Here is a 26,947-nt window from a genome sequence, read left to right as displayed (position 1 = left end):
TCACCGGGCGGCGCCGACAGGGGCGAAAAACCGGATGAGAAATGACGGGTCCTCCGCCTACCCTCACCGCGATGGCCGAGAACAGACAAGACGACGCCCCCGCGGCCGGGAGCCACCGCTCCACGGTCCGCTCCCTGTTGCGCCTGTGGCCCTACGCCCGGGCCGTCCGCGGCCGGCTCGCCGTCTCGGTGTCGGCCGCCTCGCTCGCCATGCTCAGCACCCTCGCCGTCCCGGTGGTGCTCGGCCGGATCGTCGACGGACCGCTCGCCGAGCACGACCTCGCCGGCCTCTGGGCGCCGGTCGGCCTGCTGCTGCTCCTCGGCATGGTCGAGGCCGCCCTCTTCTACACCCGCCGGGTGGTCCTCTCCAGGCCACTGGGCCGGCTGGAGGCGGCCATGCGCCGGGACCTCTACGCCAAGCTCCAGCGGCTGCCGGTCTCCTTCCACGACCGGTGGGGCTCCGGGCAACTGCTCTCCCGGGCCACCACCGACCTGGGCGCCATCCGGCTCTTCCTGGCCTTCCCCCTGGTGTTCCTGGTCGTCAACTCGGTGACGTTCCTGGCCGGCACCGCGGTGATGTTCACTCAGGACTGGCGGCTCGCCCTGATCGTCCTGCTGCCCTCCGTACCGCTGTTCGTGCTCACCCGGCGCTTCGAGTCCGGCTACTCGGGCGCCGCCCGGCTGGCCCAGGACCAGAACGGCGACCTCGCCACCGTGGTCGAGGAGTCCATCCTCGGCATCCGCATCCTCAAGGCCTTCGGCCGCCACCGCTCGATGGCCGAGCACTTCCGCGAGCAGTCCCACCGGCTGCGCCGCACCGAACTGCGCAAGGCCCACCTGCTCGCCAACCTGTGGGCGGTCATCGTCGGGCTGCCGGAGATCGCCCTCGGCTGCGCCCTGGCCCTCGGCGCCTACCTCGTCGCCCACGACCAGCTGAGCGCCGGCACCCTGGTCGCCTTCCTCTCCACCGCGCTCGCGCTGCGCTGGCCGGTCGAGTCGCTGGGCTGGCTGCTCGCCTACGCCAACGAGGCCGCCACCGCCACCGACCGCTTCTTCGAGGTCCTGGACGAACCCGAGGCCGAGGACGCGGGCACCGCCACCGACCTCGGCGCCCCCGACGGCATCCGCTTCACCGGCGTCCGCTTCCGCTACCCCGACGCCCCGGACGACAGCCCCGACCTGCTGGCCGGGATCGACCTCCACGTCCGCAGCGGCGAGACGATGGCCCTGGTCGGCGCCACCGGCAGCGGCAAGACCACCCTCACCGCGCTGCTGCCGCGGCTGTACGAGGCCACCGCGGGGAGCATCACCCTGGACGGCCGGGACATCCGCGAGCTGCCCCGGGAGAGGCTGCGCGAGCTGGTCGCGGTCGCCTTCGAGGAGCCCACCCTGTTCTCCGCCACCGTCCGGGAGAACGTCCTGATGGGCGCCCCCGGCGCGGACGACCGGCAGTTGCGCTCCGCCCTCGCCACCGCCCAGGCCGGCTTCGTCGACAAACTCCCGGCCGGAGCCGGGACGGAGGTCGGCGAGCAGGGTCTGAGCCTCTCCGGCGGCCAGCGCCAGCGCCTCGCCCTGGCCCGCGCGGTGGTCGGCGACCCGGCCTTCCTGGTGCTGGACGACCCGCTCTCCGCCCTCGACGTGCACACCGAGGCCCTGGTGGAGCGCGCACTGCGCGAGGTGCTCGGATCCACCACCGCCCTGGTCGTCGCCCACCGGCCGTCCACCGTGCTGCTCGCCGACCGGGTCGCGGTGCTCGCGAACGGCCGGATCGAGGCCGTCGGGACCCACCGGGAACTGCTGCGCGACTGCCCGCACTACCGCGAACTGATGTCCGGCGGCGCCGCCGCGCGCCCTGACGGCCCCGTCGCCCCGGAGAGGGAACGCGTCCGATGAGCACCACCGCCCAGACCCCCCAGACCTCCCAGATCCCCGAGACCGCCGGGACCGACGAGACCGCCCGAGCCGGCCGGAGCGAGCCGGCCGAGGAGGAGCTGCCGCCGCCCGCGGCCGACGAGGAGGACATCCCCGTCCCGCCCGGCGCACCCCGGGCGCTGCTGCGCTCGCTGCTCGGCCCGCACCGGGCCCGGATCACCGTCGCGATGCTGGTGATCCTGCTCCAGCAGGCGGCGCTGCAGTCCGGCCCGCTGCTGGTCGCCGTGGCGATGGACCGCGCCGTCCCGGCGCTGCGCGCGCACGACTCCGGCCCGCTGGTCGCGGTGGTCGCCGGGTACCTGTTCTGCGCCCTGCTCAGCCCGCTGCTGCAGTGGGCGTTCATCAAGATCAGCGCCCGGGTCAACCAGGACGTCCTGCTGGACCTGCGCGGCCGGATCTTCCGGCACGCCCAGCGGCTCAGCCTCGACTTCCACGAGCGCTACACCTCGGGCCGGATCATCTCCCGCGCCACCAGCGACCTCGACGCGCTGCGCGAGCTGCTCTCCGAGGGCCTCCAGGAGCTGCTGACCGTCTTCCTGTCGGTCTGCTACATCTCCGTGCTGCTGCTGGTGCTGGACTGGCGGCTGGGCCTGGCCTCGCTGCTCTCCGTCCTGCCGCTGGCCCTGATCGCCCACTCCTTCCGCACCCGCTCGCGCCGGGTCTACCGCCGCTCCCGGACCGCCGCCGCCTCGATGATCGTGCGCTTCACCGAGACGCTGAACGGCATCCGGCCGGTGCAGGCCTTCCGTCGCGAGCGGAGCAACGACGCCGCCTTCGCGGTGGTCAACTCCCAGTCGTCGACGGCCAACGCGGAGGGCTTCCTGGAGCTCGCCCGCTACGTCGGCCTCTCCCGCGCCACCGCCAACCTCTGGACCACCGGCATCCTGCTGCTCGGCGCCTACCTGGTGGTGGACGACGCGCTGGAGCTCGGCGTGCTCACCGCCTTCGTGCTCTACCTGCGCCGGCTCTTCGACCCGATCGACCAGCTGGCGATGTTCCTGAACAGCTACCAGGCCGCCGCCGCGGCGCTGGAGAAGATCGCCGGGCTGCTGGCCCACGAGCCGACGGTCGCCGAGCCGACCGAGCCGAAGCAGCTGCCGCCGTCCTCCGGCAAGGGCCGCGAGGTCGCCTTCGAGCGGACCCGCTTCGCCTACCGCACCGGCAAGGAGGTGCTGCCGCCCTTCGACCTGCTGATCCCGGCCGGGCAGACCGTCGCGGTGGTCGGCGCCACCGGTGCGGGCAAGTCGACGGTCGCCAAGCTGCTGGCCCGCTTCTACGACCCGACCGACGGGCGGATCCGGCTCGACGGGGTGGACCTGCGCGACCTCGCCACTCCCGAGCTGCGCCGCGGCGTGGTGATGGTGACCCAGGAGTCCTTCCTGTTCTCCGGCACCGTCGCCGACAACATCGCGATCGGCCGCCCCGGTGCCACCCGCGCGGAGGTCGAGCAGGCCGCCCGGGACATCGGCGCGTACGAGTTCGTCACCGCGCTCCCGGACGGCTTCGACACCGACGTGCGCAAGCGCGGCGGCCGGATCTCGGCCGGCCAGCGCCAGCTGGTCGCCTTCGCCCGCGCCCTGCTCGCCGACCCGGCCGTGCTGATCCTGGACGAGGCCACCAGCTCGCTGGACGTGCCCGGCGAGCAGGCCGTCCAGCGGGCGATGCGCACCGTGCTGGCCGGCCGGACGGCGGTGATCATCGCGCACCGGCTGTCCACGGTGGAGGTCGCCGACCGCGTCCTGGTGATGGACCAGGGCCGGATCGTCGAGGACGGCTCCCCGCAGGAGCTGATCGCCGGTTCCGGACGCTTCGCCACCCTGCACCGCGCCTGGCGGGACAGCCTGGTCTAGGTACCGGCCGGTCTCGAACGCCCGGCTCCGAGCGCCCGTCCGCGGGCCACAGCCGTGCCCGGCCGGGTGCGCCGTCACGCACCCGGCCGGGCCGCTCGGACTCCGCCGGCCGGTCGGTCCGCGCTGGATCGGTCGCCGGCGGGTCGGCCCGCCGGCGGTCAGTCCACCGTCACCGCGAAGTCGGTGTGCCAGTTCGGCGAGGGGCAGTCCTCCTGCCCGGACACGTCCAGCGTGCCGCCCGGCAGCACCTGCCCGGCGACCGCCGACGGGTCGATCACCACGGCCGGGTCGATGAAGAGCGCGTCGTGGTAGCGCGGCCCCTCCGGGAAGTGGCAGGTCAGCGTGCGCGGGCCGGTGGCCGTGCAGTCGTACGGCACCGTCCCGGTCAGCGTGGTGTGCTCGGGCACGGTGATCCGCACGTCGATCGGGTGCCGCGAGTACGACGGGCCGGCGTTGTACACCCACAGCGGCAGGTCGACGGTCGCCCCGGGCTTGCCGGTGAGGTCGCCCGGCTGCGGAACGGGGTGCCCGGCCTCCCAGGCGGAGGAGGCGCCGACCATGAAGTGCGCCTCGGTGTCCGCGGTGGTGAGGCTGTACGGGGTGGTGTGGCCGGACCGGTCCGGGTCACCCGGGTAGAACACCTGCACGTCGCCGTTGACGGTGACGAAGGAGAAGGTGCTCGGCGAGACCTCCAGCGACAGCCGCTCGACGGAGGTCGACCCGGGCGCCAGCCCCGCCGGGACCTGGTACGAGCTGCCGGTGCCGAAGTAGGTCAGGGTGACCGGCGGGTCGGCCGAGCGGACCACCCCCGGCGACGGGAAGTGGACGACCACCAGGGTGTCGTCGGTCGTCGTCGCCGGCCCCCGGTTGGTGACCTTCACCTCCAGGATCCCGTCCTCGCCCGGGACCACCGGGTCCTGCGGCGGGCAGAGTTCGACGGACAGCTGCGCGGTCGCCGGCGGCGCCGCGAGCGGGGCGGTGGCGGCCTGGGCCGGCCACGCCGTGAGGAGCACGGAGATCGCGGCCAGGGCGGCCGTCCGCAGAGTTCGCATCATGACCATCACGGTCGCCCGGGCCACTACCCGCGGCAAGCGGGCGGCTGCCGTCCGTAGGATCCCGGGCGGCAGCCGCCCGCAGGCGTCCCGCGCGTGCACCCGTCAGCGCAGCAGCCCCGCGTCCATCCCCGTCGACTCGGCGGGGAGGGCGACCAGCCCCATCTCGGCCGGGGAGGCCAGCCGGGGGTGCGCGGGCAGCACCCGGACGGTGTAGCCGAACGGGCCGGTGCGGCAGAGCTCCAGCGAGCCCTCGTACCGGGTGCGGCCGTCCAGGTCGGGACCGCCGACCGGCTTGAGGGCGAGCACCGAGACCTCCGAGATGCCGTCGGTCTCGTCGACCCGGCCGGAGACCACCTGCACCTCGACGTCGCCCGGCTCCAGCGCCCCCAGCGCGACCTGCACCCGCAGCGACAGCGAGCTGCCCAGCTCCTGGGCCTCGGCCGGGCAGTCGGCCTCGACGTGCTCGACCCGCACGGCCGACCAGCCCTCCCGGACCTTGGCCTTCCACACCGCCAGCTCCCGGGCGGCGGTGACCCGCCCGGCCGCCTCCGGGCGCTCGGCCGCGGTGCCCGCGCTGCCCTCGGCCCGGGGTGGCAGCTCCGCCGCCAGCTCCCGCTGGGCCAGCGCCGCCGGGGTGTACAGCCGTTCGACGTACTCGCGCACCATCCGCCCGGCCAGCACCTTGGGGCCGAGGGTGACCAGGGTGTGCCGGACCATGGCGATCCAGCGGTGCGGCAGGCCGTCCGCGCCCCGGTCGTAGAACCGGCCGGCGACCTGTTCCTCGATCAGGTCGTACAGCGCGGCGGCCTCGATGTCGTCACGCCGCTCGGCCTCGCTGCTGTCCGGGTCGAGCACCCCGCCGCCCTCGTCGGCGGTGGGGATCGCCCAGCCGTTCTGGCCGTCGAACCACTCGTCCCACCAGCCGTCCAGGACGGACAGGTTGAGGCAGCCGTTGAGCGCGGCCTTCATCCCGGAGGTGCCGCAGGCCTCCAGCGGGCGCAGCGGGTTGTTCAGCCAGACATCGCAGCCCGGGTAGAGGTGCTGGGCCATCGCCATGTCGTAGTCCGGCAGGAAGACGATCCGGTGCCGCACCGCCGGGTCGTCGGCGAAGGCGACCATCTGCTGGATCAGCCGCTTGCCGCCGTCGTCGGCCGGGTGGGCCTTGCCGGCGACCACGATCTGCACCGGCCGGGTGGGGTGCAGCAGCAGGGCGCGCAGCCGGTCCGGGTCGCGCAGCATCAGGGTGAGCCGCTTGTACGAGGGCACCCGCCGGGCGAAGCCGATGGTGAGCACGTCGGGGTCGAGCACCGAGGAGACCCAGCCGAGCTCGGCCTCGCCGGCCCCGCGCTGGCGCCAGGAGGTGCGCAGTCGGCGGCGGGCCTCGTCCACCAGCTGGGCCCGCAGGCTGCGCCGCAGGTCCCAGATCTCGGCGTTGCCGATCCGCTCCAGGCCGGTCCAGCGCTTGGTCTCGCCGGTGGTCATCGCCTCCTCGGCGCGGTCGGCGCCGATCTCGGCGGCGCCGAGGCGGATCACGGCCGGGTCGATCCAGGTGGCGGCGTGGACGCCGTTGGTGACGGAGGTGATCGGCACCTCGGCGGGGTCGAAGCCGGGCCAGAGGCCGTTGAACATCGAGCGGCTGACCTCGCCGTGGAGGGTGGACACCCCGTTGGCGCGCTGGGCCAGCCGCAGGCCCATCGCGGCCATGTTGAACAGCTTCGGGTCCCCGCCGCGCCAGGTCTCCGCCCCCAGTCCGAGCACCGACTCGACCGGGACGCCGGGCAGCGCCGCGTCACCGCCGAAGTGCCGGGCGACCAGGTCGCGGTCGAAGCGGTCGATGCCGGCCGGGACGGGCGTGTGGGTGGTGAACAGGGTGCCGGCCCGGACGGACTCCAGGGCGGCGGCGAAGTCCAGCCCGGCCGCCGGGTCGGCGACCAGCTCGCGGATCCGCTCGACGCCCAGGAAGCCGGCGTGGCCCTCGTTGGTGTGGAAGACCTCGGGGGCGGGGTGGCCGGTGCGCCGGCAGTAGGCGCGCACGGCCCGGACGCCGCCGATGCCGAGCAGCATCTCCTGGAGCAGCCGGTGCTCGCTGCCGCCGCCGTAGAGCCGGTCGGTGACGTCCCGTTCGGCCGGCGAGTTGGCCTCGATGTCGGAGTCGAGCAGCAGCAGCGGGACCCGCCCGACCTGGGCCTTCCAGATGTGGGCAGCGAGGGTGCGGCCGCCGGGCAGGGCGAGGTCGACCCGGCAGGGGCTGCCGTCGGCCTCGCGGAGCAGGCTCACCGCGAGCTCGTCCGGATCCAGCAGGGGGTAGCGCTCCTGCTGCCAGCCGTCCCGGCTCAGGGACTGGCGGAAGTAGCCGTGCCGGTAGAACAGCCCGACGCCGATGATCGGCACGCCGAGGTCGCTGGCCGCCTTGAGGTGGTCGCCGGCCAGGATGCCGAGGCCGCCGGAGTACTGGGGCAGCGTGGCGGCGATGCCGTACTCGGGCGAGAAGTAGGCGATCGCGGCGGGCGGCGGGGTGGCGCCGGTCTCCAACTGGGTCTGGTACCAGCGCGGGCCGGTGAGGTAGTCGCGCAGGTCGTCGGCGAGGTCGCCGAGTCTGCGCAGGAACCGCCGGTCGACGGCGAGTGCGGCGAGTCTGGCGGCCGGGACCTCCCCGAGCAGCCGCACCGGGTCCTCGCCGGTCGCGGCCCAGACCTCCGGGTCCACGGACCGGAAGAGGTCCCTGGTCTCGGGGTGCCAGGACCAGCGCAGGTTGAGGGCCAGCTCGTGCAACGGCTGGAGTTGTTCGGGCAGGACGGTGCGGACGGTGAATCTGCGGATTGCCTTCACAGGCGTGAAGCGTAGCCTTCGCGATCGCCTTGACAGTGGGTCAAGTGGACTATTGGGCATCCGTTCGGCCTATTGATGAGATCGCATTCGGCGCATTGGTCTGCGCGGGGGGCGCGCGAGGCGCACATTCCGGGGCGCCGCGCTACCAATGCGTGAACTCTGCGGAACAGATCCATTTCCGGTCGCTCATCCACCCGCGAAGGGGGTCGAAACTCCTGTCGTACCGCTGCGAAAACCGCGCCGCCGGTGCGAGGATGACCCAAGGTCGTTGATGCTGCGGAGGCGTCTCACGCCGCCGTGAAGCAGCACGTCCGAATCCTTTTCGCGTTGCTCGTTCCCTCCTCCTTTAGCCCGTTCGGCGCTCACCGCGCTCCGCCGCGTGTCCTCGCCACCGGTCGGCTCGTTCACGGGTCGTCCGGGCCGCCAGGGGCGTGCCCCCTGGAGGCGTGCGCCGGGACGCGCGCGGGCTCCGGGGCGTCCCGCCACCGGCGCGGCGGGCGCCGGGCAGGTTGCCGGGGACAGCGGCGCGGGCAGGCTTCGGGTCGCACGTCCTCCCCCACCCAGCAGTCCTCCCGGCACTCCCCCCGGCCCGCCCCCCGGCCCCGCGGGAGCTGCCGCTGATCTCGGGCAGGAGTTTGGCATGCACGGCGACACGCGGGACCAGTCCACACCGGTGGCCGAAAGCCTCGACGCAGCGGTCGCGGAATCCGCCGGACGGATGGATTCTGACACTCGTACAGACCCGGCGATGCCGTCGCCCCGGGGGTCCGGGGCGGTTCGTGACGAATCCTCCGAAGCCCGGCCCTCCACCGCACGGCCCGCCACCGCTCAGCCCTCCGCCACCACCCGGCACCCCGGGGTCGAGGAGGGCGGGACCGCGGCACCGCGCAGGCGCACCACCACGCGCCGCACGGCCACCGCCACGACGGCCACCACCCACCAGGCCGCCGACCCCGGTGGCGCCGACCCGGCCGCCGACCCCGCGACGGCCCCCGTCCGCGGGAGCGGCGCCAAGCGCGCGGCGAGCAGGACCAGGAGCACCGTCAGGAGCACGGCCGCGCGCACCGCCGAGCCGGTGGCCGACCCCGCCGCGAAGCCCGCCGCCGGACCCGCCGTCAAACGCGCTGCGAAAGCCCCGGCCAAACCCGCCGCCAAACCCGCCGCCAAACCCGCCGCCAAGCCCTCCGCCCGCAAGACGACAGAGAGCGACACCGTGATCGGCCGCATCCCCGTCCTGGACGTCAGCCCCATCGTCGACGCCGGTCGCCGCCCGGCGAAGGCCGTCGTCGGCGAGACCTTCCTGGTCACCGCGACCGTCTTCCGCGAGGGCCACGACGCCGTCAACGCCAACGTGGTGCTGCGCGACCCGCGCGGCCGCAGCGGCCCGTGGACGCCGATGCGCGAACTCGCCGAGGGCACCGACCGCTGGGGCGCGTACGTCACCCCGACCGCGCCCGGCCGCTGGTCGTACCTGGTGGAGGCGTGGAGCGACCCGGTCGCCACCTGGCGCAAGGCCGCCTCGATCAAGCTGCCGGCCGGGATCGACACCGCGCTGGTCCTGGAGGAGGGCGCCCGGCTGTTCGAGCAGGCCGCCGCCGGAGTGCCGAAGAAGGAGGGCCGGGCGCACGTGCTGGCCGCCGCCGACGCGCTGCGCGACCCGGGGCTGCCCCCGCTGTCGCGGCTGGCCGCGGCGCTCGCCCCCGAGGTGCTGGAGCTGCTGGCCCGCTACCCGCTGCGCGAGCTGCTCAGCGCCTCCCGCCCGCTGCCGCTCCAGGTGGACCGCGAGCGCGCGCTGTTCGGCTCCTGGTACGAGTTCTTCCCCCGTTCGGAGGGCGCGGTGGTGGACCCGAACGGGGTCGAGCCGCCGCGTTCCGGCACCCTGCGCACCGCCGCCGAGCGGCTGCCGGCGATCGCCGCGATGGACTTCGACGTGGTGTACCTGCCGCCGGTGCACCCGATCGGGCGAGCGTTCCGCAAGGGACCGGACAACTCCCTGACGGCCGGTCCGCACGACGTGGGCTCACCCTGGGCGATCGGCTCCCCCGAGGGCGGCCACGACGCGATCCACCCCGACCTCGGGACCATCGAGGACTTCGACCACTTCGTCGCCGAGGCCCGGGCCCTGCACCTGGAGGTGGCGCTGGACTTCGCCCTCCAGTGCTCCCCGGACCACCCGTGGGTGAACAAGCACCCGGAATGGTTCAGCCACCGCGCGGACGGCACCATCGCGTACGCCGAGAACCCGCCGAAGAAGTACCAGGACATCTATCCGATCAACTTCGATCAGGACATGGATGGAATCGTCAAGGAAACCGTCAGGATCCTTCGATTCTGGATGTCCCACGGCGTCAGGATCTTCCGGGTCGACAACCCCCACACCAAGCCGGTGGTCTTCTGGGAGAAGGTGCTCGGCGACATCGCCCGCACCGACCCGGACGTCGTGTTCCTGGCGGAGGCCTTCACCCGCCCGGCGATGATGCACACCCTCGCGAAGATCGGCTTCCACCAGTCGTACACGTACTTCACCTGGCGCAACACCAAGAACGAACTCACCGAGTACCTCACCGAACTCACCGGTGACGCGGCCGCCTTCATGCGGCCCAACTTCTTCGCCAACACCCCGGACATCCTGCACGCCTTCCTCCAGCACGGCGGCCGCGCCGCCTTCGCGATCCGAGCCGTGCTCGCCGCCACCCTCTCCCCCAGCTACGGCGTCTACGCCGGCTACGAGCTGTGCGAGAACGAACCGGCCCACCAGGGCTCGGAGGAGTACCTGCACTCGGAGAAGTACGAGCTGCGCCCGCGCGACTGGAACCGCGCCGACACCCTGGCCCCGCTGCTCACCGTGCTGAACCGGCTCCGCCGGCGCCACCCCGCGCTGCAGCAGCTGCGCAACCTGCGCTTCCACCCCACCGACAACGACCAGGTGATCGCCTACTCCAAGACCGCGACCACCCCCGAGGGCCTGACCGACCAGGTGATCACGGTGGTCAACCTCGACCCGCACCACGTCCAGGAGGCCACCGTCACGATCGTCCTGCCCGGGCAGGACGCCGACGGCCCGTACACGGTGCACGACGAGCTCACCGGCGCCGTCTACACGTGGGGCCGGCACAACTACGTCCGGCTCGATCCCTCAGCCGAGCCGGCTCACCTCCTCACGGTTCGGAGGAACCCAGCGTGACAGTGAACGAGCCCGTCCCCGACACCTTCCCCGAGACCTCGAAGAAGAACCTGGACCCGGAGTGGTTCAAGCGTGCGGTCTTCTACGAGGTGCTGGTGCGGTCCTTCCAGGACAGCAACGGCGACGGGGTCGGGGACCTCAAGGGGCTCACGGCCAAGCTCGACTACCTCCAGTGGCTCGGCATCGACTGCCTCTGGCTCCCGCCGTTCTTCGCCTCGCCGCTGCGCGACGGCGGGTACGACGTGGCCGACTACAAGTCGGTCCTGCCGGAGTTCGGTGACATCGCCGACTTCATGGAGTTCGTCGACGCCGCGCACGCGCGCGGCATGCGCGTGATCATCGACTTCGTCATGAACCACACCAGCGACCAGCACCCGTGGTTCCAGGCCTCCCGCACGGACCCGGACGGGCCGTACGGCGACTTCTACATGTGGGCCGACGACGACAAGCAGTACCCGGACGCCCGGATCATCTTCGTCGACACCGAGACCTCCAACTGGACCTACGACCCGGTCCGCAAGCAGTACTACTGGCACCGGTTCTTCTCCCACCAGCCGGACCTCAACTACGACAACCCCCGGGTCCAGGACGAGATGATCGCCGGACTGCGGTTCTGGCTCGACCTCGGCATCGACGGCTTCCGGCTGGACGCGGTGCCCTACCTGTTCGCCCGCGAGGGCACCAACTGCGAGAACCTCCCGGAGACCCACGAGTTCCTCAAGCGGGTCCGCAAGGAGATCGACGCCGACTACCCGGACACCGTGCTGCTCGCCGAGGCCAACCAGTGGCCGGAGGACGTCGTCGACTACTTCGGCGACTTCACCGCGGGCGGCGACGAGTGCCACATGGCGTTCCACTTCCCGGTGATGCCGCGGATCTTCATGGCCGTGCGCCGGGAGTCCCGCTACCCGGTGTCCGAGATCCTCGCCAAGACCCCGCAGATCCCGGGCGGCTGCCAGTGGGGCATCTTCCTGCGCAACCACGACGAGCTGACCCTGGAGATGGTCACCGACGAGGAGCGCGACTACATGTACGCGGAGTACGCCAAGGACCCCCGGATGCGCGCCAACGTGGGCATCCGCCGCCGGCTCGCCCCGCTGCTGGAGAACGACCGCAACCAGATCGAGCTGTTCACCGCCCTGCTGCTCTCCCTGCCCGGCTCGCCGGTCCTGTACTACGGGGACGAGATCGGCATGGGCGACAACATCTGGCTGGGCGACCGGGACGGCGTGCGCACGCCGATGCAGTGGACCCCGGACCGCAATGCGGGTTTCTCCTCCGCCGACCCGGGCAGGCTCAGTCTGCCGCCCATCATGGACCCGGTGTACGGCTACCAGGTGACCAACGTCGAAGCGCAGCAGAGCAGTTCGAGTTCGCTGCTGCACTGGACGCGTCGCATGATCGAGATCCGCAAGCTCAATCCGGCGTTCGGCCTCGGCACCTACACCGAACTGCCGTCCAGCAACCCCGCCGTACTGGCCTTCGTGCGCGAGTACGAGGGGGACCTGGTCATGTGCGTGAACAACTTCTCGCGGTTCGCGCAGCCGACCGAGCTGGACCTGCGGCAGTACGGCGGACGGTACCCGGTCGAGCTGATCGGTGGGGTGCGCTTCCCGTCGATCGGCGAGTGGCCCTACCTGCTCACGCTGGCCGGGCACGGCTTCTACTGGTTCCAGCTCCGGCAGCCCCCGCGCCTGAGCGGCACCAGGCGGTCGAAGTAACGATCCGCCGCGCCGAGCCGCCCACCGGTCCGCACGGCACCACCAGACCCTCCGGGGGCGCGAGGTGCACCCCCGCGCCCCCGGAGCTCTCTGCACCACCGCGTACGGAGAACAGCCCAACGGCCACCCACACGAAGGCGTGACACCCGAGCCGTGCTCGCGTGCCGCGACCGCCGCGCCGCCGCAATCCGGAAGACTGACGGACCCGGCCACGACCCGTCGGGCAGTCCGCGTGCTTCCGGGGAAAGGGAGTCATGTCCGAAACCTCCCGTTCTCAAGCCCATGTGCAGCCCGACGCCCCGGCCGGTCCCGCCGCGCCCGCGGGCGTGCGCGGCACCGGGCCCCGGAGAACCGCCCTGGGGGTCAGCGAACTCGTCCAGGCGGCCCTGCCGCTGATCTCCGAGTGGCTCCCCACCCAGCGCTGGTACGCCGGGAAGGGACGGCCCATCACGGGACTGACCCCGGTGGTCGGCACCCCGCTGCAGGTCGGTGATCCGGCCCTGCTGCACCTGCTGCTCCGGGTCGAACACGCCACCACGGCCGGCGCCCCGCACGGCGACATCTACCAGCTGCTGCTCGGCATCCGCTCCCAGGGCCCCGCGGGGATCGAGCCCAGCGCGGTGCTCGGCCGGCTCAGCCAGGGCCCGTACGACGGCGCCGCCCTCTACGACGCGGTGCACGACCCGGAACTGACCGGCCGCCTGCTGGAACACCTCGCCACCGGCGACCGCTTCGGCTCGCTCTCCTTCCGGCGCACCCCGGGCTCCGGACTGCCCGCCAACCTCCCCGGCCGCGCCTCCACCGCCGAGCAGTCCAACAGCTCGGTCATCTACGGCACCTCGTACATCCTCAAGCTGTTCCGGCGCATCCACCCCGGCACCAACCCCGACCTGGAGCTCTCGCTCGCCCTCTCCCGGGCCGGCTCCACCCGGATCCCCCGGGTCGCCGCCTGGTTCGAGAGCCGGATGGAGCGGGCCGAGCCCGCCACCCTGGGACTGTTGCAGCGCTACCTGCCGGACGCGGAGGACGGCTGGGAGCTCGCCCTCGACCAGGTCGGCCGGCTCAAGGGCGACCGCTCCCCCGGCAACTTCGCCATCGAGGCGCACCGGCTCGGCAGGGCCACCGCCGAGGTCCACCGGGTGCTGGCCCGCTCGATGCCGGTCGCCCGGCTGGACCGCACCCAGACCGGCCGGCTCGCCACGGCGATGGCCGACCGGCTGGACAGCGCCGTCGCCGCCGTCCCCGGACTGCTGCGCTTCCGCTCCGCGCTGCGCAACGCCTTCCAGCAGCTCGCCGACGCCCACCCGGACGGCCTGCCGGTCCAGCGCATCCACGGCGACCTCCACCTCGGCCAGGCCATGCGCACCCCGCACGGCTGGGTGCTGCTGGACTTCGAGGGCGAGCCGGCCAAGTCCGTCAACGAGCGCCGCGAGCCGCAGCCCGCCCTGCGGGACGTCGCCGCGATGCTGCGCTCCTTCGACTACGCGGCCGCCCACCTGCTGGCCGGCGGCCCGGTCGACCCGGAGCTGGCCCACCTCGCCGCCGCCTGGGCCCAGCGCAACCGCACCGCCTTCTGCGCCGGCTACACCGCCGGGGGCGGCGCCGACCCGGCGGCCTCCCCGGAGCTGATGCGGGCGCTGGAGATCGACAAGGCGGTGTACGAGGTGGTCTACGAGGCCCGGCACCGGCCCAGCTGGCTGCCGATCCCGCTGGCCGCGATCAACCGGCTCGCCCTGTCCGTCTGATCCCCGCGCCCCCGCCCCGCCACGAGTTCGCCCACCCCCGCAGGAGGACCACACCGTGACGCCGCTCGACCCGACCGGCCGCCCCAGCCGCCCCGTTCCGGCCGCCTCGCCGGCCGACCCGCCCCGAGCCGAAGGGCGCGCCGGTGCCGGAAGCCCGGAGGCGAACGGGCGCGTCCCGGCGGCCCCCGCCCCGGCGGACGCCGCCACCGGCTCGCTGCGCCTGCCCGAAGCGCCGCTGCCGCCGGCCGAGGTGGACCGGCTGGTGAGCGGTCAGCACCACGACCCCCACGCGCTGCTCGGTGCCCACCCGGTGCACGGCGGCACGGCGATCCGGGTGCTGCGCCCGTTCGCCGAGCGGGTGGTGGTGGAGACCCCGGAGGGCCCCGCCGAACTCACCCACCAGCAGGGCGGGTTGTTCACCGGCCTGCTGGCGGGCGGCGAACTGCCCGACTACACCCTGCTGGTGACCTACCCGGGCGGCGAGCCGCTGCGCCAGCACGACGGCTACCGCACCCCGCCCACCCTCGGCGAGCTCGACCTGCACCTGATCTCCGAGGGCCGGCACGAGCAGCTCTGGCGGGCGCTCGGCTCGCACGTGCGCACCGTCGGCGGCGTCCCCGGCACCGCCTTCGCGGTCTGGGCGCCGAACGCCGTCGGGGTCCGGCTGATCGGCGACTTCAACCACTGGGACGGCACCGGGCACCCGATGCGCTCGCTCGGCTCCTCCGGGATCTGGGAGCTGTTCGTGCCCGGCCTCGCCGAGGGCACCACCTACAAGTACGAGATCCACACCCGGCAGGGCTGGGTGCTCGACAAGGCCGACCCGCTGGCCCGGGCCGCCCAGTGCCCGCCCGGCACCGCCTCGGTGGTGACCTCCTCGGCCTACGAGTGGCAGGACGGCGAGTGGATGGCCCGCCGGGCCCGCACCGCCCACCACCGCGCGCCGATGTCGGTGTACGAGCTGCACCTGGGCTCCTGGCGGCCCGAGCTCACCACCTACCGGGAGATCGCCGAGGAGCTGCCCCGCTACCTCACCGAGCTGAACTTCACCCACGTGGAGTTCATGCCGGTGATGGAGCACCCCTTCGGCGGCTCCTGGGGCTACCAGGTCTCCGGCTACTACGCGCCCACCGCCCGGCTCGGCGGCCCCGACGACTTCCGGTACCTGGTGGACGCCCTGCACCGGCACGGCATCGGCGTGATCGTCGACTGGGTGCCCGCGCACTTCCCGAAGGACGACTTCGCCCTCGCCCGCTTCGACGGCGAGCCGCTGTACGAGCCGGCCGACCCGCTGCGCGCCGAGCACCCCGACTGGGGCACGCTGGAGTTCGACTACGGGCGCAAGGAGGTGCGCAACTTCCTGGTCGCCAACGCCGTCTACTGGTGCGAGGAGTTCCACGTCGACGGCCTGCGGGTGGACGCCGTCGCCTCGATGCTCTACCTCGACTACTCCCGCGAGGGCGGCGCCTGGACCCCCAACCAGTTCGGCGGCCGGGAGAACCTGGACGCGGCCGCGTTCCTCCAGGAGATGAACGCCACCGTCTACCGCCGCTGCCCCGGCGTGGTCACCGTCGCCGAGGAGTCCACGGCCTGGGACGGCGTCACCCGGCCCACCGACGCCGGCGGCCTCGGCTTCGGGCTGAAGTGGAACATGGGCTGGATGCACGACTCGCTGGTCTACATGTCCAAGGAGCCGGTGCACCGCAAGTACCACCACAACGAGATCACCTTCTCGATGGTGTACGCCTACTCCGAGAACTACATCCTGCCGATCTCGCACGACGAGGTCGTCCACGGCAAGCAGGCGCTGGTCGCCAAGATGCCCGGCGACTGGTGGCAGCAGCGCGCCAACCACCGGGCCTACCTGGGCTTCATGTGGTCCCACCCGGGCAAGCAACTGCTCTTCATGGGGCAGGAGTTCGCCCAGGGAGCCGAGTGGGACCACGAGCACGGACCGCAGTGGTGGGTGCTCGAGGAGAAGTGGCCCGCCCGCGAGGAGCACCTGGGGGTGCGCCGCCTGGTCCGCGACCTCAACCGGGTCTACCGGGACACCCCCGCCCTCTGGGAGCTCGACACCGTCCCGGACGGCTTCCGCTGGCTCGACGGCGGCGCCGCCGACGACAACCTGCTCTCCTTCGTCCGGTTCGCCGCCGACGGCACCCCGCTGGTCGCCGTCTGCAACTTCTCCCCCGTCGTCCGCCACGGCCGCCGGGTCGGCCTGCCCGCCCTGCCGGGCCGCGAGCAGCTCTGGGAGGAGGTGCTGAACACCGACGCCGAGATCTACGGCGGCAGCGGTGTCGGCAACTCCCACCCGATCAAGGCCGAGTCGGCCGAATGGGACGGCCAGCCCCGCTCCGCCGAGCTCGTCCTCCCCCCGCTCGCCACCCTCTGGCTCCGTCCGGCCCGCTGACCGCCGCCTCCCGGGCGCCTCTGGCTCCGTCCGGCCCGCTGACCGCCGCCTCCCGGGTGCCCCTTCCGCGGGCGCCCGGGAGGTGACCTTCGTCCCTTGCCGCCCCGGCCGGATCCTGCTGGCGGACAGCCGCACCGGGGTCGAAGGTATGGTCGATATGACCACCTTCCGAGACGACGGGACGGAGACACCCACGTGGCGCGCAGCGTGTACGTGACCGGCATCGACCGGGGGGACGGCCGGCAGGCAGTCGAACTCGGGGTCATGGAACTGCTCACCCGCCAGGTGGACCGGGTCGGCGTCTTCCGCCCGCTGGTGCACGCCGCCGGGCCCGGCCTGCCCGGCTCGGACCACGTGGTGGAACTGCTGCGCGGCCGCTACCGGATCGACCTGCCCGGCTCCGAGCTGTACGGGCTCACCTACGAGGAGGCCGCCGCGCTGCAGGCCGCCCGGGGGCAGGACGAGCTGGTCTCCGCCCTGGTCGACCGCTTCCGCTCGCTGGAGCGGCGCTGCCAGGCCGTGCTCGTCCTCGGCACCGACTTCGCCGACACCAACATCCCGGACGAGCTGGCCTTCAACGCCCGCCTGGCCAACGAGTTCGGCGCCGCCGTGCTGCCGGTGGTCGGCGGCCAGGGCAAGGACCCGGAGGCCGTGATCGCCGAGGTGCTGGGCGCCCACCGGGCGTACACCGACCTCGGCTGCGAGACGCTGGCGATGATCGCCAACCGGACGGCCGGCGGCGCCAAGCAGCGGATCCAGCGCACCCTCACCGAGAAGCTGCCGATCCCCGCCTTCGTCATCCCGGAGGAGCCGGCCCTGGCCGCACCGACCGTCGCCCAGCTGGTCGAGGCGACCGGCGCCGAGGTGCTGCTCGGCGACGCCGCGGGCCTGGCCCGGGACGTGCGCGGATTCGTCTTCGGCGGCGCCATGCTGCCCACCTTCCTGGACGCGCTGACCGAGGGCGCCCTGGTGGTCACCCCCGGGGACCGCGCCGACCTGGTGATCGGCTCGCTGGCCGCCCACGCGGCGGGCGCCCCGCCGATCGCCGGCGTGCTGCTGACCCTCGGCCAGCACCCCGGCCCGAACGTCATGGCGCTCGCCGCCCGGCTCGCCCCCGGCACCCCGGTCGCGGTCGTCCCCGAGGGCAGCTGGCCCACCGCCGCCACCCTGACCCACCTGGAGGGCAAGCTCACCGCGGCCAGCCCCCGGAAGGCCGAGATCGCCCTCGGCCTGTTCGAACTGCACGTCGACACCGCGGAGTTGACCAACCGGATCGAGGTCGGCCGGTCCGAGCGGGTCACCCCGATGATGTTCGAGCACGAGCTGCTGGAGCGCGCCCGGGCCGCCCGCCGGCACGTCGTGCTGCCCGAGGGCACCGAGGAGCGGGTGCTGCGCGCGGCCGAGATCCTGCTGCGCCGCAACATCTGCGACCTCACCCTGCTCGGTGAGGTCGACGCGGTGCGCCGCAAGGCCGCGAGCCTGGGCATCGAGCTCCCGCAGGTGGGGCAGGCCGAGGGCGAGCCGGGCGGCGACCGCGCCCAGGTCCGGATCGTCGACCCGACCACCAGCCCGCTGCGCCGCCAGTTCGCCGAGCTGTACGCCCGGCTGCGCGCCCACAAGGGCATGACCGTCGAGCTGGCCCTGGACGTGGTCACCGACGTCTCCTACTTCGGCACCCTGATGGTCCAGGAGGGCATCGCCGACGGCATGGTCTCCGGCGCGGTGCACTCCACCGCGGCGACCATCCGGCCCGCCTTCGAGGTGATCAAGACCTCGCCGGGCGCCGCGATCGTGTCCTCGGTCTTCTTCATGTGCCTGTCCGACAAGGTGCTGGTGTACGGCGACTGCGCGGTCAACCCCGACCCGGACGCCCAGCAGCTGGCCGACATCGCGATCCAGTCCGCCGCCACCGCCGCCCAGTTCGGGGTGGAGCCGCGGGTCGCGATGCTCTCGTACTCCACCGGCACCTCCGGCTCCGGCGCGGACGTCGACAAGGTCCGCAAGGCCACCGAGATCGTCCGCGAGCTGCGTCCGGACATCCTGGTCGAGGGCCCCATCCAGTACGACGCGGCGGTGGACGAGCACGTCGCGGCCACCAAGCTGCCGGGCTCGCCGGTGGCCGGCCGGGCGACGGTGCTGATCTTCCCGGACCTCAACACCGGCAACAACACCTACAAGGCCGTCCAGCGCTCGGCCGGCGCCGTCGCGGTCGGCCCGGTGCTGCAGGGGCTGCGCAAGCCCGTCAACGACCTCTCGCGCGGGGCGCTGGTGGAGGACATCGTCAACACCGTGGCGATCACCGCCATCCAGGCCCAGGACGACAAGGAGCACCAGGCATGAGCGAGCGAACCATCGGCACGTGCGCGTTCCGGGAGGCGGGCGCATGAGCGGGGGGACGCGCGTCCTGGTCCTGAACGCCGGTTCCTCGTCGGTGAAGTACCAGCTGATCGAGATGCTGGACGGCACCCGGCTGGCCTCCGGCCTGGTCGAGCGGATCGGCGAGTCCAGCGGCCGGCTGGCGCACACGCCGGGCACGGGCGAGCGGCGCGAGCTGGTGCAGGTCTTCCCGGACCACTCGGCCGCGCTGAAGGCCGTCGCCGAGGAGCTGGCCGCCGACGGCCTCGGCCTGGACTCCCCCGAGCTGGCCGCGATCGGCCACCGGGTCGTGCACGGCGGCAAGCGGTTCACCGAGCCGACCGTGATCACCGACGAGGTGCTCAGGGAGGTGCGCCGGCTGATCCCGGTCGCGCCGCTGCACAACCCGGCCAACATCACCGGCATCGAGGTGGCCCGCGCGCTGCGCCCCGACCTGCCGCAGGTGGCCGTCTTCGACACCGCCTTCCACGCCTCGATGCCCGAGTACTCGGCCCGGTACGCGATCGACAAGGCCGTCGCGGACGAGCACCGGGTGCGCCGCTACGGCTTCCACGGCACCTCCCACCAGTACGTCTCCCGGGCCACCGCCAGGCTGCTCGGCAAGGACCCGGCCGAGGTCAACGTGATCGTGCTGCACCTGGGCAACGGCGCCTCGGCCTCGGCGGTCAGCGGCGGGCGCTGCGTGGACACCTCGATGGGCCTCACCCCGCTGGAGGGCCTGGTCATGGGCACCCGTTCGGGCGACATCGACGCCGGCGTGGTGTTCCACCTGCACCGGGTGGGCGGGATGTCGATCGACGAGATCGACGACCTGCTGAACCGCCGCAGCGGCCTGCGCGGGCTGTGCGGCGAGAACGACATGCGCGAGATCATGCGCCGCGCCGACGAGGGGGACGCGGACGCGAGGCTCGCCTTCGACAGCTACGTCCACCGGCTGCGCAAGTACATCGGCGGCTACTACGCGGTGCTCGGCCGGGTGGACGCGATCGCGTTCACCGCGGGCGTCGGGGAGAACGCGGCGCCGGTGCGTGCGGCGGCCACCGCGGGGCTGGCGGAGCTGGGCATCGCGGTGGACCCGGAGCTCAACTCGGTGCGCTCCGGCGAGCCCCGGATCATCTCGCCCGCGTACGCCCGGGTGGCGGTCGCGGTGGTGCCCACCGACGAGGAGCTGGAGATCGCCCGGCAGGCCTTCGCCCTGGTGCACAGGGAGGGTGAGCTGTCCGAGGAATGACACGAAATCGTCTCACTCCTCGGAACTCTTCGTCGGCGATTCCTCCCGGTCCGTGCGGAATGCACCTATAACACGAACGGATAGACTGATCCATATGCGCCGAGCGAAAATTGTTTGCACCCTGGGTCCGGCCACGGACTCCTACGAACAGCTGAAGGCCATCGTCGAGGCGGGCATGAACGTCGCCCGACTGAACATGAGCCACGGCAACCACGCGGACCACGAGGAGCGGTACCGCAAGGTCCGCCAGGTCTCGGAGGACACCGGAAAGGCCATCGGCGTCCTGGCCGACCTCCAGGGCCCCAAGATCCGGCTGGCGACCTTCGCCAACGGCCCGGTGACCGTCGACAACGGCGACGAGTTCACCATCACCACCGAGGACGTCCCCGGTGACCAGCACATCTGCGGCACCACCTACAAGGGCCTGCCCGGCGACGTGAAGCCGGGCGACCCGATCCTGATCAACGACGGCGTCATCGCCCTGGAGGTCGTCAGCGTCGACGGCCCGCGGGTGAAGACCGTGGTGGTCGAGGGCGGCGTGCTCTCGAACAACAAGGGCATCAACCTGCCCGGTGCGGCCGTGAACGTGCCCGCCCTGTCCGAGAAGGACAAGGACGACCTGCGCTTCGCGCTGCGCCTGGGCGTCGACATGGTCGCCCTGTCCTTCGTCCGCAACGCGGACGACATCAAGGACGTCCACGAGGTCATGGACGAGGTCGGCATCCGCGTGCCGGTCATCGCCAAGATCGAGAAGCCGCAGGCCGTCGAGGCCATGGAGGAGATCGTCCTCGCCTTCGACGCCATCATGGTCGCCCGCGGCGACCTGGCCGTGGAGTACCCGCTGGAGCGGGTGCCGCTGGTCCAGAAGCAGCTGATCACGCTGGCCCGCCGCAACGCCAAGCCGGTCATCGTCGCCACCCAGATGATGGAGTCGATGATCCACGCCTCGCGCCCGACCCGCGCCGAGGTCTCGGACGTCGCGAACGCCATCCTGGACGGCACCGACGCGGTGATGCTCTCCGCCGAGTCCAGCGTCGGCAAGTACCCGGTCGAGACCGTCCGCACCATGAGCCGGATCTGCGAGAAGGCCGAGGAGGAGCTCATCTCCCAGGGCCTCCAGCCGCTCAACCCGGGGCGCAAGCCGCGCACCCAGGGCGGTTCGGTCGCCCGCGCCGCGTGCGAGCTGGGCGACTTCCTGAACGGCAAGGCGCTGATCGCGTTCACCAAGTCCGGTGACACCGCCCGCCGGCTCTCCCGCTACCGCTCGCCGATCCCGGTGATCGCCTTCACCCCGGACGCGGCCACCCGCAACCAGCTCTCCCTGAGCTGGGGCGTCGAGTCGTACGTGACGGAGCAGGTGGCCACCACGGACGCGATGGTCGCGCAGGTCGACCGCGAGCTGCTGAAGCTGGGCGAGCTGAGCGAGGGCGACACCGTGATCGTCACCGCCGGTGTGCCGGTCGGCATCCCCGGCACCACCAACATGGTGCAGGTGCACCGCCTGGGCAGCCACGGCGAGTGACGCCCCGGTAGGACCGTACGAACGCCGGTGGGGCGGCCCTCCTTCACGGGAGGGCCGCCCCACCGGCGTTCGCGGCGACCGCTACTTGTCGCTGTAGGGCGCGTCGTCGTTGAACAGGTGCATCCCGGGGATGTGCAGGGTGCCGCCGAACTGGCCGGCCTGCTTGGCGGTGACCCCGGTCAGCTCCAGGTCCAGCGGGATCGGGATGGCGCCGATCAGGTCGTACAGCCAGCGCGGCAGGGTGTCCGGGGTGAGGGTGATCTCCCCCAGGTCGATCGGGATCGGCAGGCCGAGCACCTTGGACAGGTGGCCGGACAGCCGCTCCACGTACATGGTGACCGGGCCGTTGCGCATGGTCGAGGTCGAGCCCGGGGCGCCCTGGACGTGGAACGTGACGCCGTTGCCCTCCAGGGTCGACATGTCGAGGTTCTCGATGTCCACGCTGTCGACCACGAACTTCAGCACCCGCTTGGTGCCGGTCCGGGTCTTCACGTCGTAGACGCCGTGGAACACCGCGCCGTGCAGGCCGAGCCGGCTGGTCTGCAGCGTCCAGTTCTGCTCCGGCACGACGTGCTCGGGGGCGGCCGCTCCGGCGGTCAGACTCCGGGCGTCCACCTGGCAGTTGGGATCGGCGGTGGGCGAGGCGGACGGCGTGCCGGAGGCGCTCGTGCCGGGCGTGGGCGTCGTCGTGGCGCCGGCCGAGGGGGTCGCCGACGCGGACGCCTTCGGGCTCGCCCCGGCGGTCGGCGCGGCGGCGGCCGCGGAGGGCTGTCCGACCGACGGCTTCCCGCCGGCAGCCGGCGCGGCCTGCTGGGCACCGGCCGCCGGAGCCTGCTGGGCGGGCTGCACCGGGGTGCCGGCCCGTGGCGCCGGGGCAGCCGGGGTCGGGGTGGGGGTGGGCGAGGCCTGGGGGGTGCCCGGCGCGGGGGCCGGGGTCGGGGTGGCACTCGGTGTCGGACTGGCCGAAGCGCCCGGGTTGAGCAGGTGGTTGATGCCGCCGACGATGTCGTCGATCAGCCCGGCCTGGCTCGCGGTGGCCGCGCCGTTCCCGGTGCCCTGGTAGACGGCGCTCACCGCACCCGACCCACCGGTGTCGGTGGAGCGGACGACCGGCGGCTTCACCGGCGAGGTGGGCGTGGTCGCGGCGGGCGGCTTCACCGGTGAAGTGGTGGGCGCGGCCGTCGGTGTCGGGGCCGTCGTCGGGCTCGCCGTGGTCGAGGGGACGGCGGTCGGGCCCGCGCTCGGGGCGGCCGTCGGCGCGCCGGTGGGGGCGCCGGACGGGCCGGGCGGCGGCTCGGGCAGCTCGCTCTTGGGAACCGGCGTCTCGATCGGCGCGACGTCCGGCACGGTGGCCGGTGCAGTGGGGCAGGGCTTGCCCGCGGCCGACTCGGCGACCGCCGCGTTGGGCGTGTAGGCGGCGGCCATCAGCAGCGCGGTCGGCACCGCGGCCATCGCCAGCGCGCGGCCTCTCAGCCGGACCCGGACCGGCGTTCTCGGCGCCGCGTGCCGGCCGGAGCGCTGCGCGGGGGCGGCCGGGCCCGCTGCTTGCTCGGCCGGCCCGGTCATCGCGCCTCCTCCTGCTCCCCGGCACCGCCCTGCGGAGGCACGGTGGGCCCGGCGGCGGGCTTGCCCGCCGCGGGCTCGTGCGGCCCGCCCTGGGCGGGCAGCTTGGCGGTGGGCGCCGCGGCGGCCGCGTCGGTGCTCCCGGGAGCCGGCTCGGCGGTGGTCCCCGCGGTCGGCTCGGCGGCGGGGGCGGCGGTCTCGGCGGCGACGCTCTGCGCCACCGAGGGGTCCGCCGCCTTCTCGGCCCGGCGCGCGCGCCGGCGGCCGGTCGGCTCGGCCGACGGCTCCGGCAGCGGCGCCCAGGAGACCATCAGCCCGCCGCCGATCAGGCCGGGCAGCAGGGCCATGCCGAAGCCGGCCAGGTTGGAGACCGGGATGGAGACCAGGGTCAGCAGGATGGTCGCGATGCCGCCGAACACCCGCACGGCGGGCTGGAACCAGGCGGTCACACCGAGGATGATCATCAGCACCCCGATGATCAGCGACCCGGCGCCCGCGGTGGTGGACATCGCGATGGTCAGCCCGCCGAACGACAGGTGGGCGTAGGGGAAGTAGAGGATCGGGACGCCGGCGATCATGGCCAGCAGCCCGCCCCAGAAGGGCCTGGTGCGGCGGAATTCACGGAAGTGCCGCCACAGCCAGCCGACGGGGTTCTGCTGGCGGGGCCGCGTCTCGACCGTTGCGCTGGACATGGTGCAACTCCTCGACGTCGCTACGAGGTTGGAACAAAAGGGGGGTGGCCGGGGAGCAGCGGTGATCCGCCGCCCCCCGGCCGCAGTCCTGACCCGTCACACCGGCCCGCCCGGAGGCGGGCCGTCAGGCGGGGCTCAGAAGCACTCGTTGCCCGGGCCGTCGCCGCTCTTCAGCGCGAGGTTCAGGCCGTTCAGCTTGAAGGTGCCGGCCGAGGTGGCGCGGGCCGTCTGCTGAACGCCGCTCAGGTCGGCCTTCTGGGCGGCCTGGGCGAAACCGGTCGCACCGCTCGGCAGGCCGGCGCCGCCGCCCGCCTTGGTGACGCCGGGGTGCGGCGCCCAGCCCTGGGTGGCCGTGCCGGAGAGGGTGGAGGCGTCCTGACCGATGTTGATGTTGGTGAAGGTCGCGTCCGCCTTCAGCTGCTCCAGGTCGATCAGGAGGTTGTCGGCCTGGACCGGCTTGTCCTTCTCGGTGCCGGCGTGCAGCTGCAGGGTGATCTTGCCCAGGCCGAACGCGGACAGGTCGGTCACCACCGACTGGCACAGGTTGGTGATGTCGGCGTGGTCGAAGGCCGAGACCGCGACCGGGTGGGGCTTGCCGTTCGCCTCGAGGTCGACCGAGCCGAACTGGGCGAAGTTGGTGCCGTGCAGCTGGTCGGTGCTGACCTTGAACTGCTGGCCGGAAATGCTGAACGAGGCGGCGAGCGCGCTGTTGGCGATCGAGACGCCGACCATCGCGGTGGCCGCGACGCTCGGAACCATCACCAGGGCGAAGCGCTTCCAGCGGGTCTTGCCGTAGGCCTTGGACATGCGAGTCCTCCTTCTAGGACGTACATCTCCGGCTCCCGGCGGCGCGTCCCGCGCCGGTGGGGGCCTGGGATGGGAGAGAGCTACGTCCTCGGTAGCGGAGAGCGCCGTGGGCGTCGTCGGACGCGGGAGCGGCCGGCGCAACGCGGCACTCCCGTCCCGATACCGGCCGTCCTTGCGGGACGACGGGTCGGACCGACGACATCGGCGATCACCCCCGAGCGACAACCAGCGACCGCGCAGGGCCGCGCGGCCGGTCGAGGACAGGAACCGCCGTGGGACCGCGGATACCCCCCTGCCCTCCCTACCGCCGACCGGAGCCGGCGGATCACCCGGTGGGGATCCCGCGCTCCGTACCGGCCGACCGGCTGTCGGAGGTGTGGAGTCTGGGACCGGGCGTGGCCGATCGTGCTTGAATCCCGGGCGAAGCACAAGGGGTGACTTACTGACGGGTAATCCAACAGCCGGTGGCATCGATCATGAAATTGGCCGGAATTACACCGTGCGTGACGACTTGAAGAAAACGTGACGGCGAAACTCGCCGGAAACACGGACGAAACACCCGTGGGTGGTCACGGGACGTGACCACCCACGGGTGAAATCAAGATTTGGTAAACCTCTGTCCGGCTGACCGGATTGTCGCCATATCACCAGCGACACCGCAGGTCATCCGCCGTGCCAGGCACTCGGTGCCAGGCCCGGGCCGGGCGAGGAGCCGGGCCGGGGCCCGGCGCCGACCGGACGCGATCGGCGCCCGGCTCAGAACAGCACGCGCGCCAGGGCCGTCCGGGCCGCCACGACCCGGGGGTCCTCGGCGCCGATCACCTCGAACAGCTCCAGCAGGCGAAGCCGGGCGGTGTCCCGGTCCTCGCCGAAGGTCCGGCCGACGGTGTCCACCAGCCGCCCGAAGGCGTCCTCGACGTGACCGCCCACCAGGTCCATGTCCGCGGCCCGGAGCTGCGCCTGGACGTCCTTCGGGTCGGCCGCGGCCGCCGCCCGGACCGCCTGGAGGTCCAGGCCCTCGACCCGCTGCAGCAGCTGGGCCTGGGCCAGGCCCAGCTTGGCCTCGGTGTTGCCGGGCTCGTCGGCCAGCACGTTCCGGTACGCCTGGATGGCGCCGCCCAGGTCCCCGGCGTCCAGCGCGTCGTGCGCGGCGGCCAGCGCCGGGTCCTCCGGCCGCTGCGGGGCCGCGGGCTGCTCCCCGGCCGGCGCGGCCGCGCCGCCCGAGATGCCGAAGCGCTGCTCGGCGACCAGGATCAGCTGGTCCAGCACCTTGCGGACGTTGGCGGCGCTCTCCGCACCCTGGAACAGCGGCACCAGCTGTCCGGCCACCACGGCCATCACGGCCGGGATGCCCTGGATGCCGAACTGCTGGGCGATCAGCTGGTTGGCGTCCACGTCGATCTTGGCGAGCACGAAGCGGCCGGCGTACTCCTCGGCCAGGCTCTCCAGGATCGGGCTGAGCTGCTTGCAGGGGCCGCACCACTCGGCCCAGAAGTCGATGACGACCGGCACCTCGGTGGAGCGCTGGACGACCTCGGTCTCGAAGGTGTCCTCGGTGACGTCGATGACGAGCCGGTAGTCGGCGGGTTGGGCGGGGGCGACTCCGGCCGCTTCGGCGGCGGCCGCCTGACGGGCCCGCTCGGCCCGGGCCTGCTCGGCCTTCTGGGCGGCCTCGCCGGCCGCCTTCACTGCGGCGAGGTCGACCGCGCCGCGCAGGGCGGCGCTGTTGAGACGCGAATTCCGTGGCTGCATGGCACCATCCTCCCCCGTCCGCGCTGCTCGCGGGCACCAACCTCCGGAAAGTCGCCCCGCGCGGGCCGCGCGGCGGCGGGTTCCCGGGCCGTGCGCCCTTCCCCCGGTAGCCTGAACCGTTCGGCGCGGATCCCCACCCGCGCCGCGCCGCCCCCGTCCCACGGACGCGGCGCCTGGTTGTCACTGCTTTCGCTACAGGTCGTAGCGTAACTGGAGCCGGTGCCCCGGCCGCAAGCCCGAGCGGCGGTTCGGGGACGTGAGCTGCCCCACTTTCCCGGC

The 26,947-nt window shown here is 73.1% G+C and carries 15 protein-coding genes; 9 read left to right on the top strand and 6 right to left on the bottom strand.

Translation table 11 applies throughout. From position 1 onward, the window contains the following. Positions 1-71 precede the first annotated feature (71 nt). Together ACGF07_RS02155 and ACGF07_RS02150 are read left to right on the top strand one after the other, a co-directional pair. A complete protein-coding gene (locus ACGF07_RS02155) occupies positions 72-1,892 on the top strand; it encodes an ABC transporter ATP-binding protein (protein ID WP_392894588.1) in 1,821 nt (606 codons plus the stop codon). Continuing rightward, positions 1,889-3,781, top strand: coding sequence for an ABC transporter ATP-binding protein (locus tag ACGF07_RS02150; RefSeq protein WP_392894584.1), 1,893 nt, complete (start codon positions 1,889-1,891; stop codon positions 3,779-3,781). Before ACGF07_RS02155 ends, ACGF07_RS02150 begins: the two co-directional genes overlap by 4 nt. A gap of 158 nt (positions 3,782-3,939) precedes the next feature. Here ACGF07_RS02150 and ACGF07_RS02145 read toward each other — a convergent pair whose 3' ends face one another. Continuing rightward, complete coding sequence (locus tag ACGF07_RS02145) at positions 3,940-4,836, bottom strand: hypothetical protein (RefSeq protein WP_392894582.1); 897 nt, start codon at positions 4,834-4,836, stop codon at positions 3,940-3,942. Between the two features lie 102 nt (positions 4,837-4,938). Continuing rightward, a complete protein-coding gene (glgP, locus tag ACGF07_RS02140) occupies positions 4,939-7,665 on the bottom strand; it encodes an alpha-glucan family phosphorylase (RefSeq protein WP_392894580.1) in 2,727 nt (908 codons plus the stop codon). Positions 7,666-8,878: 1,213 nt separating this feature from the next. On the opposite strand from glgP, the gene ACGF07_RS02135 reads away from it, so the two are divergent. The 7 genes from ACGF07_RS02135 to pyk all read left to right on the top strand — a co-directional run bounded on the left by ACGF07_RS02135 (position 8,879) and on the right by pyk (position 21,854). Further along, complete coding sequence (locus ACGF07_RS02135; protein ID WP_392894696.1) at positions 8,879-10,849, top strand: alpha-1,4-glucan--maltose-1-phosphate maltosyltransferase; 1,971 nt, start codon at positions 8,879-8,881, stop codon at positions 10,847-10,849. Beyond that, the gene (gene treS / locus ACGF07_RS02130) at positions 10,846-12,570 is read left to right on the top strand and encodes a maltose alpha-D-glucosyltransferase (protein WP_350742589.1); all 1,725 of its coding nucleotides are present in this window, start codon (positions 10,846-10,848) and stop codon (positions 12,568-12,570) included. Before ACGF07_RS02135 ends, treS begins: the two co-directional genes overlap by 4 nt. Positions 12,571-12,824: 254 nt before the next feature. Next, the gene (locus ACGF07_RS02125; RefSeq protein WP_350742587.1) at positions 12,825-14,315 is read left to right on the top strand and encodes a phosphotransferase; all 1,491 of its coding nucleotides are present in this window, start codon (positions 12,825-12,827) and stop codon (positions 14,313-14,315) included. A gap of 55 nt (positions 14,316-14,370) precedes the next feature. Continuing rightward, positions 14,371-16,725 (top strand): 1,4-alpha-glucan branching protein GlgB, encoded by a 2,355-nt coding sequence (glgB, locus tag ACGF07_RS02120; RefSeq protein WP_392894578.1) that lies wholly within the window; start codon positions 14,371-14,373, stop codon positions 16,723-16,725. A 195-nt stretch (positions 16,726-16,920) separates the two neighbouring features. Beyond that, positions 16,921-19,065 carry a phosphate acetyltransferase gene (gene pta, locus ACGF07_RS02115; RefSeq protein WP_392894577.1) on the top strand — a complete coding sequence of 715 codons (2,145 nt, stop codon included), beginning with the start codon at positions 16,921-16,923 and terminating at the stop codon, positions 19,063-19,065. A 43-nt stretch (positions 19,066-19,108) separates the two neighbouring features. Beyond that, positions 19,109-20,332 (top strand): acetate kinase, encoded by a 1,224-nt coding sequence (locus tag ACGF07_RS02110; protein WP_392894575.1) that lies wholly within the window; start codon positions 19,109-19,111, stop codon positions 20,330-20,332. A 94-nt stretch (positions 20,333-20,426) separates the two neighbouring features. Continuing rightward, entirely contained in the window at positions 20,427-21,854 is a 1,428-nt protein-coding gene (gene pyk / locus ACGF07_RS02105; protein ID WP_392894573.1) for a pyruvate kinase, read from the top strand. Positions 21,855-21,935: 81 nt separating this feature from the next. Here pyk and ACGF07_RS02100 read toward each other — a convergent pair whose 3' ends face one another. The 4 genes from ACGF07_RS02100 to ACGF07_RS02085 form a co-directional block, all read right to left on the bottom strand. Then, the gene (locus tag ACGF07_RS02100) at positions 21,936-23,420 is read right to left on the bottom strand and encodes a hypothetical protein (protein WP_392894571.1); all 1,485 of its coding nucleotides are present in this window, start codon (positions 23,418-23,420) and stop codon (positions 21,936-21,938) included. Next, a complete protein-coding gene (locus ACGF07_RS02095) occupies positions 23,417-24,109 on the bottom strand; it encodes a DUF6114 domain-containing protein (protein ID WP_392894569.1) in 693 nt (230 codons plus the stop codon). The genes ACGF07_RS02100 and ACGF07_RS02095 overlap by 4 nt, the downstream gene beginning before the upstream one ends. A gap of 135 nt (positions 24,110-24,244) precedes the next feature. After that, positions 24,245-24,916, bottom strand: coding sequence for a DUF6230 family protein (locus tag ACGF07_RS02090; protein WP_350742575.1), 672 nt, complete (start codon positions 24,914-24,916; stop codon positions 24,245-24,247). Between the two features lie 756 nt (positions 24,917-25,672). Continuing rightward, positions 25,673-26,668 (bottom strand): tetratricopeptide repeat protein, encoded by a 996-nt coding sequence (locus ACGF07_RS02085; protein ID WP_350742573.1) that lies wholly within the window; start codon positions 26,666-26,668, stop codon positions 25,673-25,675. Between the last annotated feature and the right edge of the window lie 279 nt (positions 26,669-26,947).

It is taken from the genome of Kitasatospora sp. NPDC048194 (assembly GCF_043202455.1).
GTDB lineage: Bacteria > Actinomycetota > Actinomycetes > Streptomycetales > Streptomycetaceae > Kitasatospora.
Note: the sequence above shows the minus strand (reverse complement) of the source record. Positions and strands in the feature narration are given on the sequence as shown.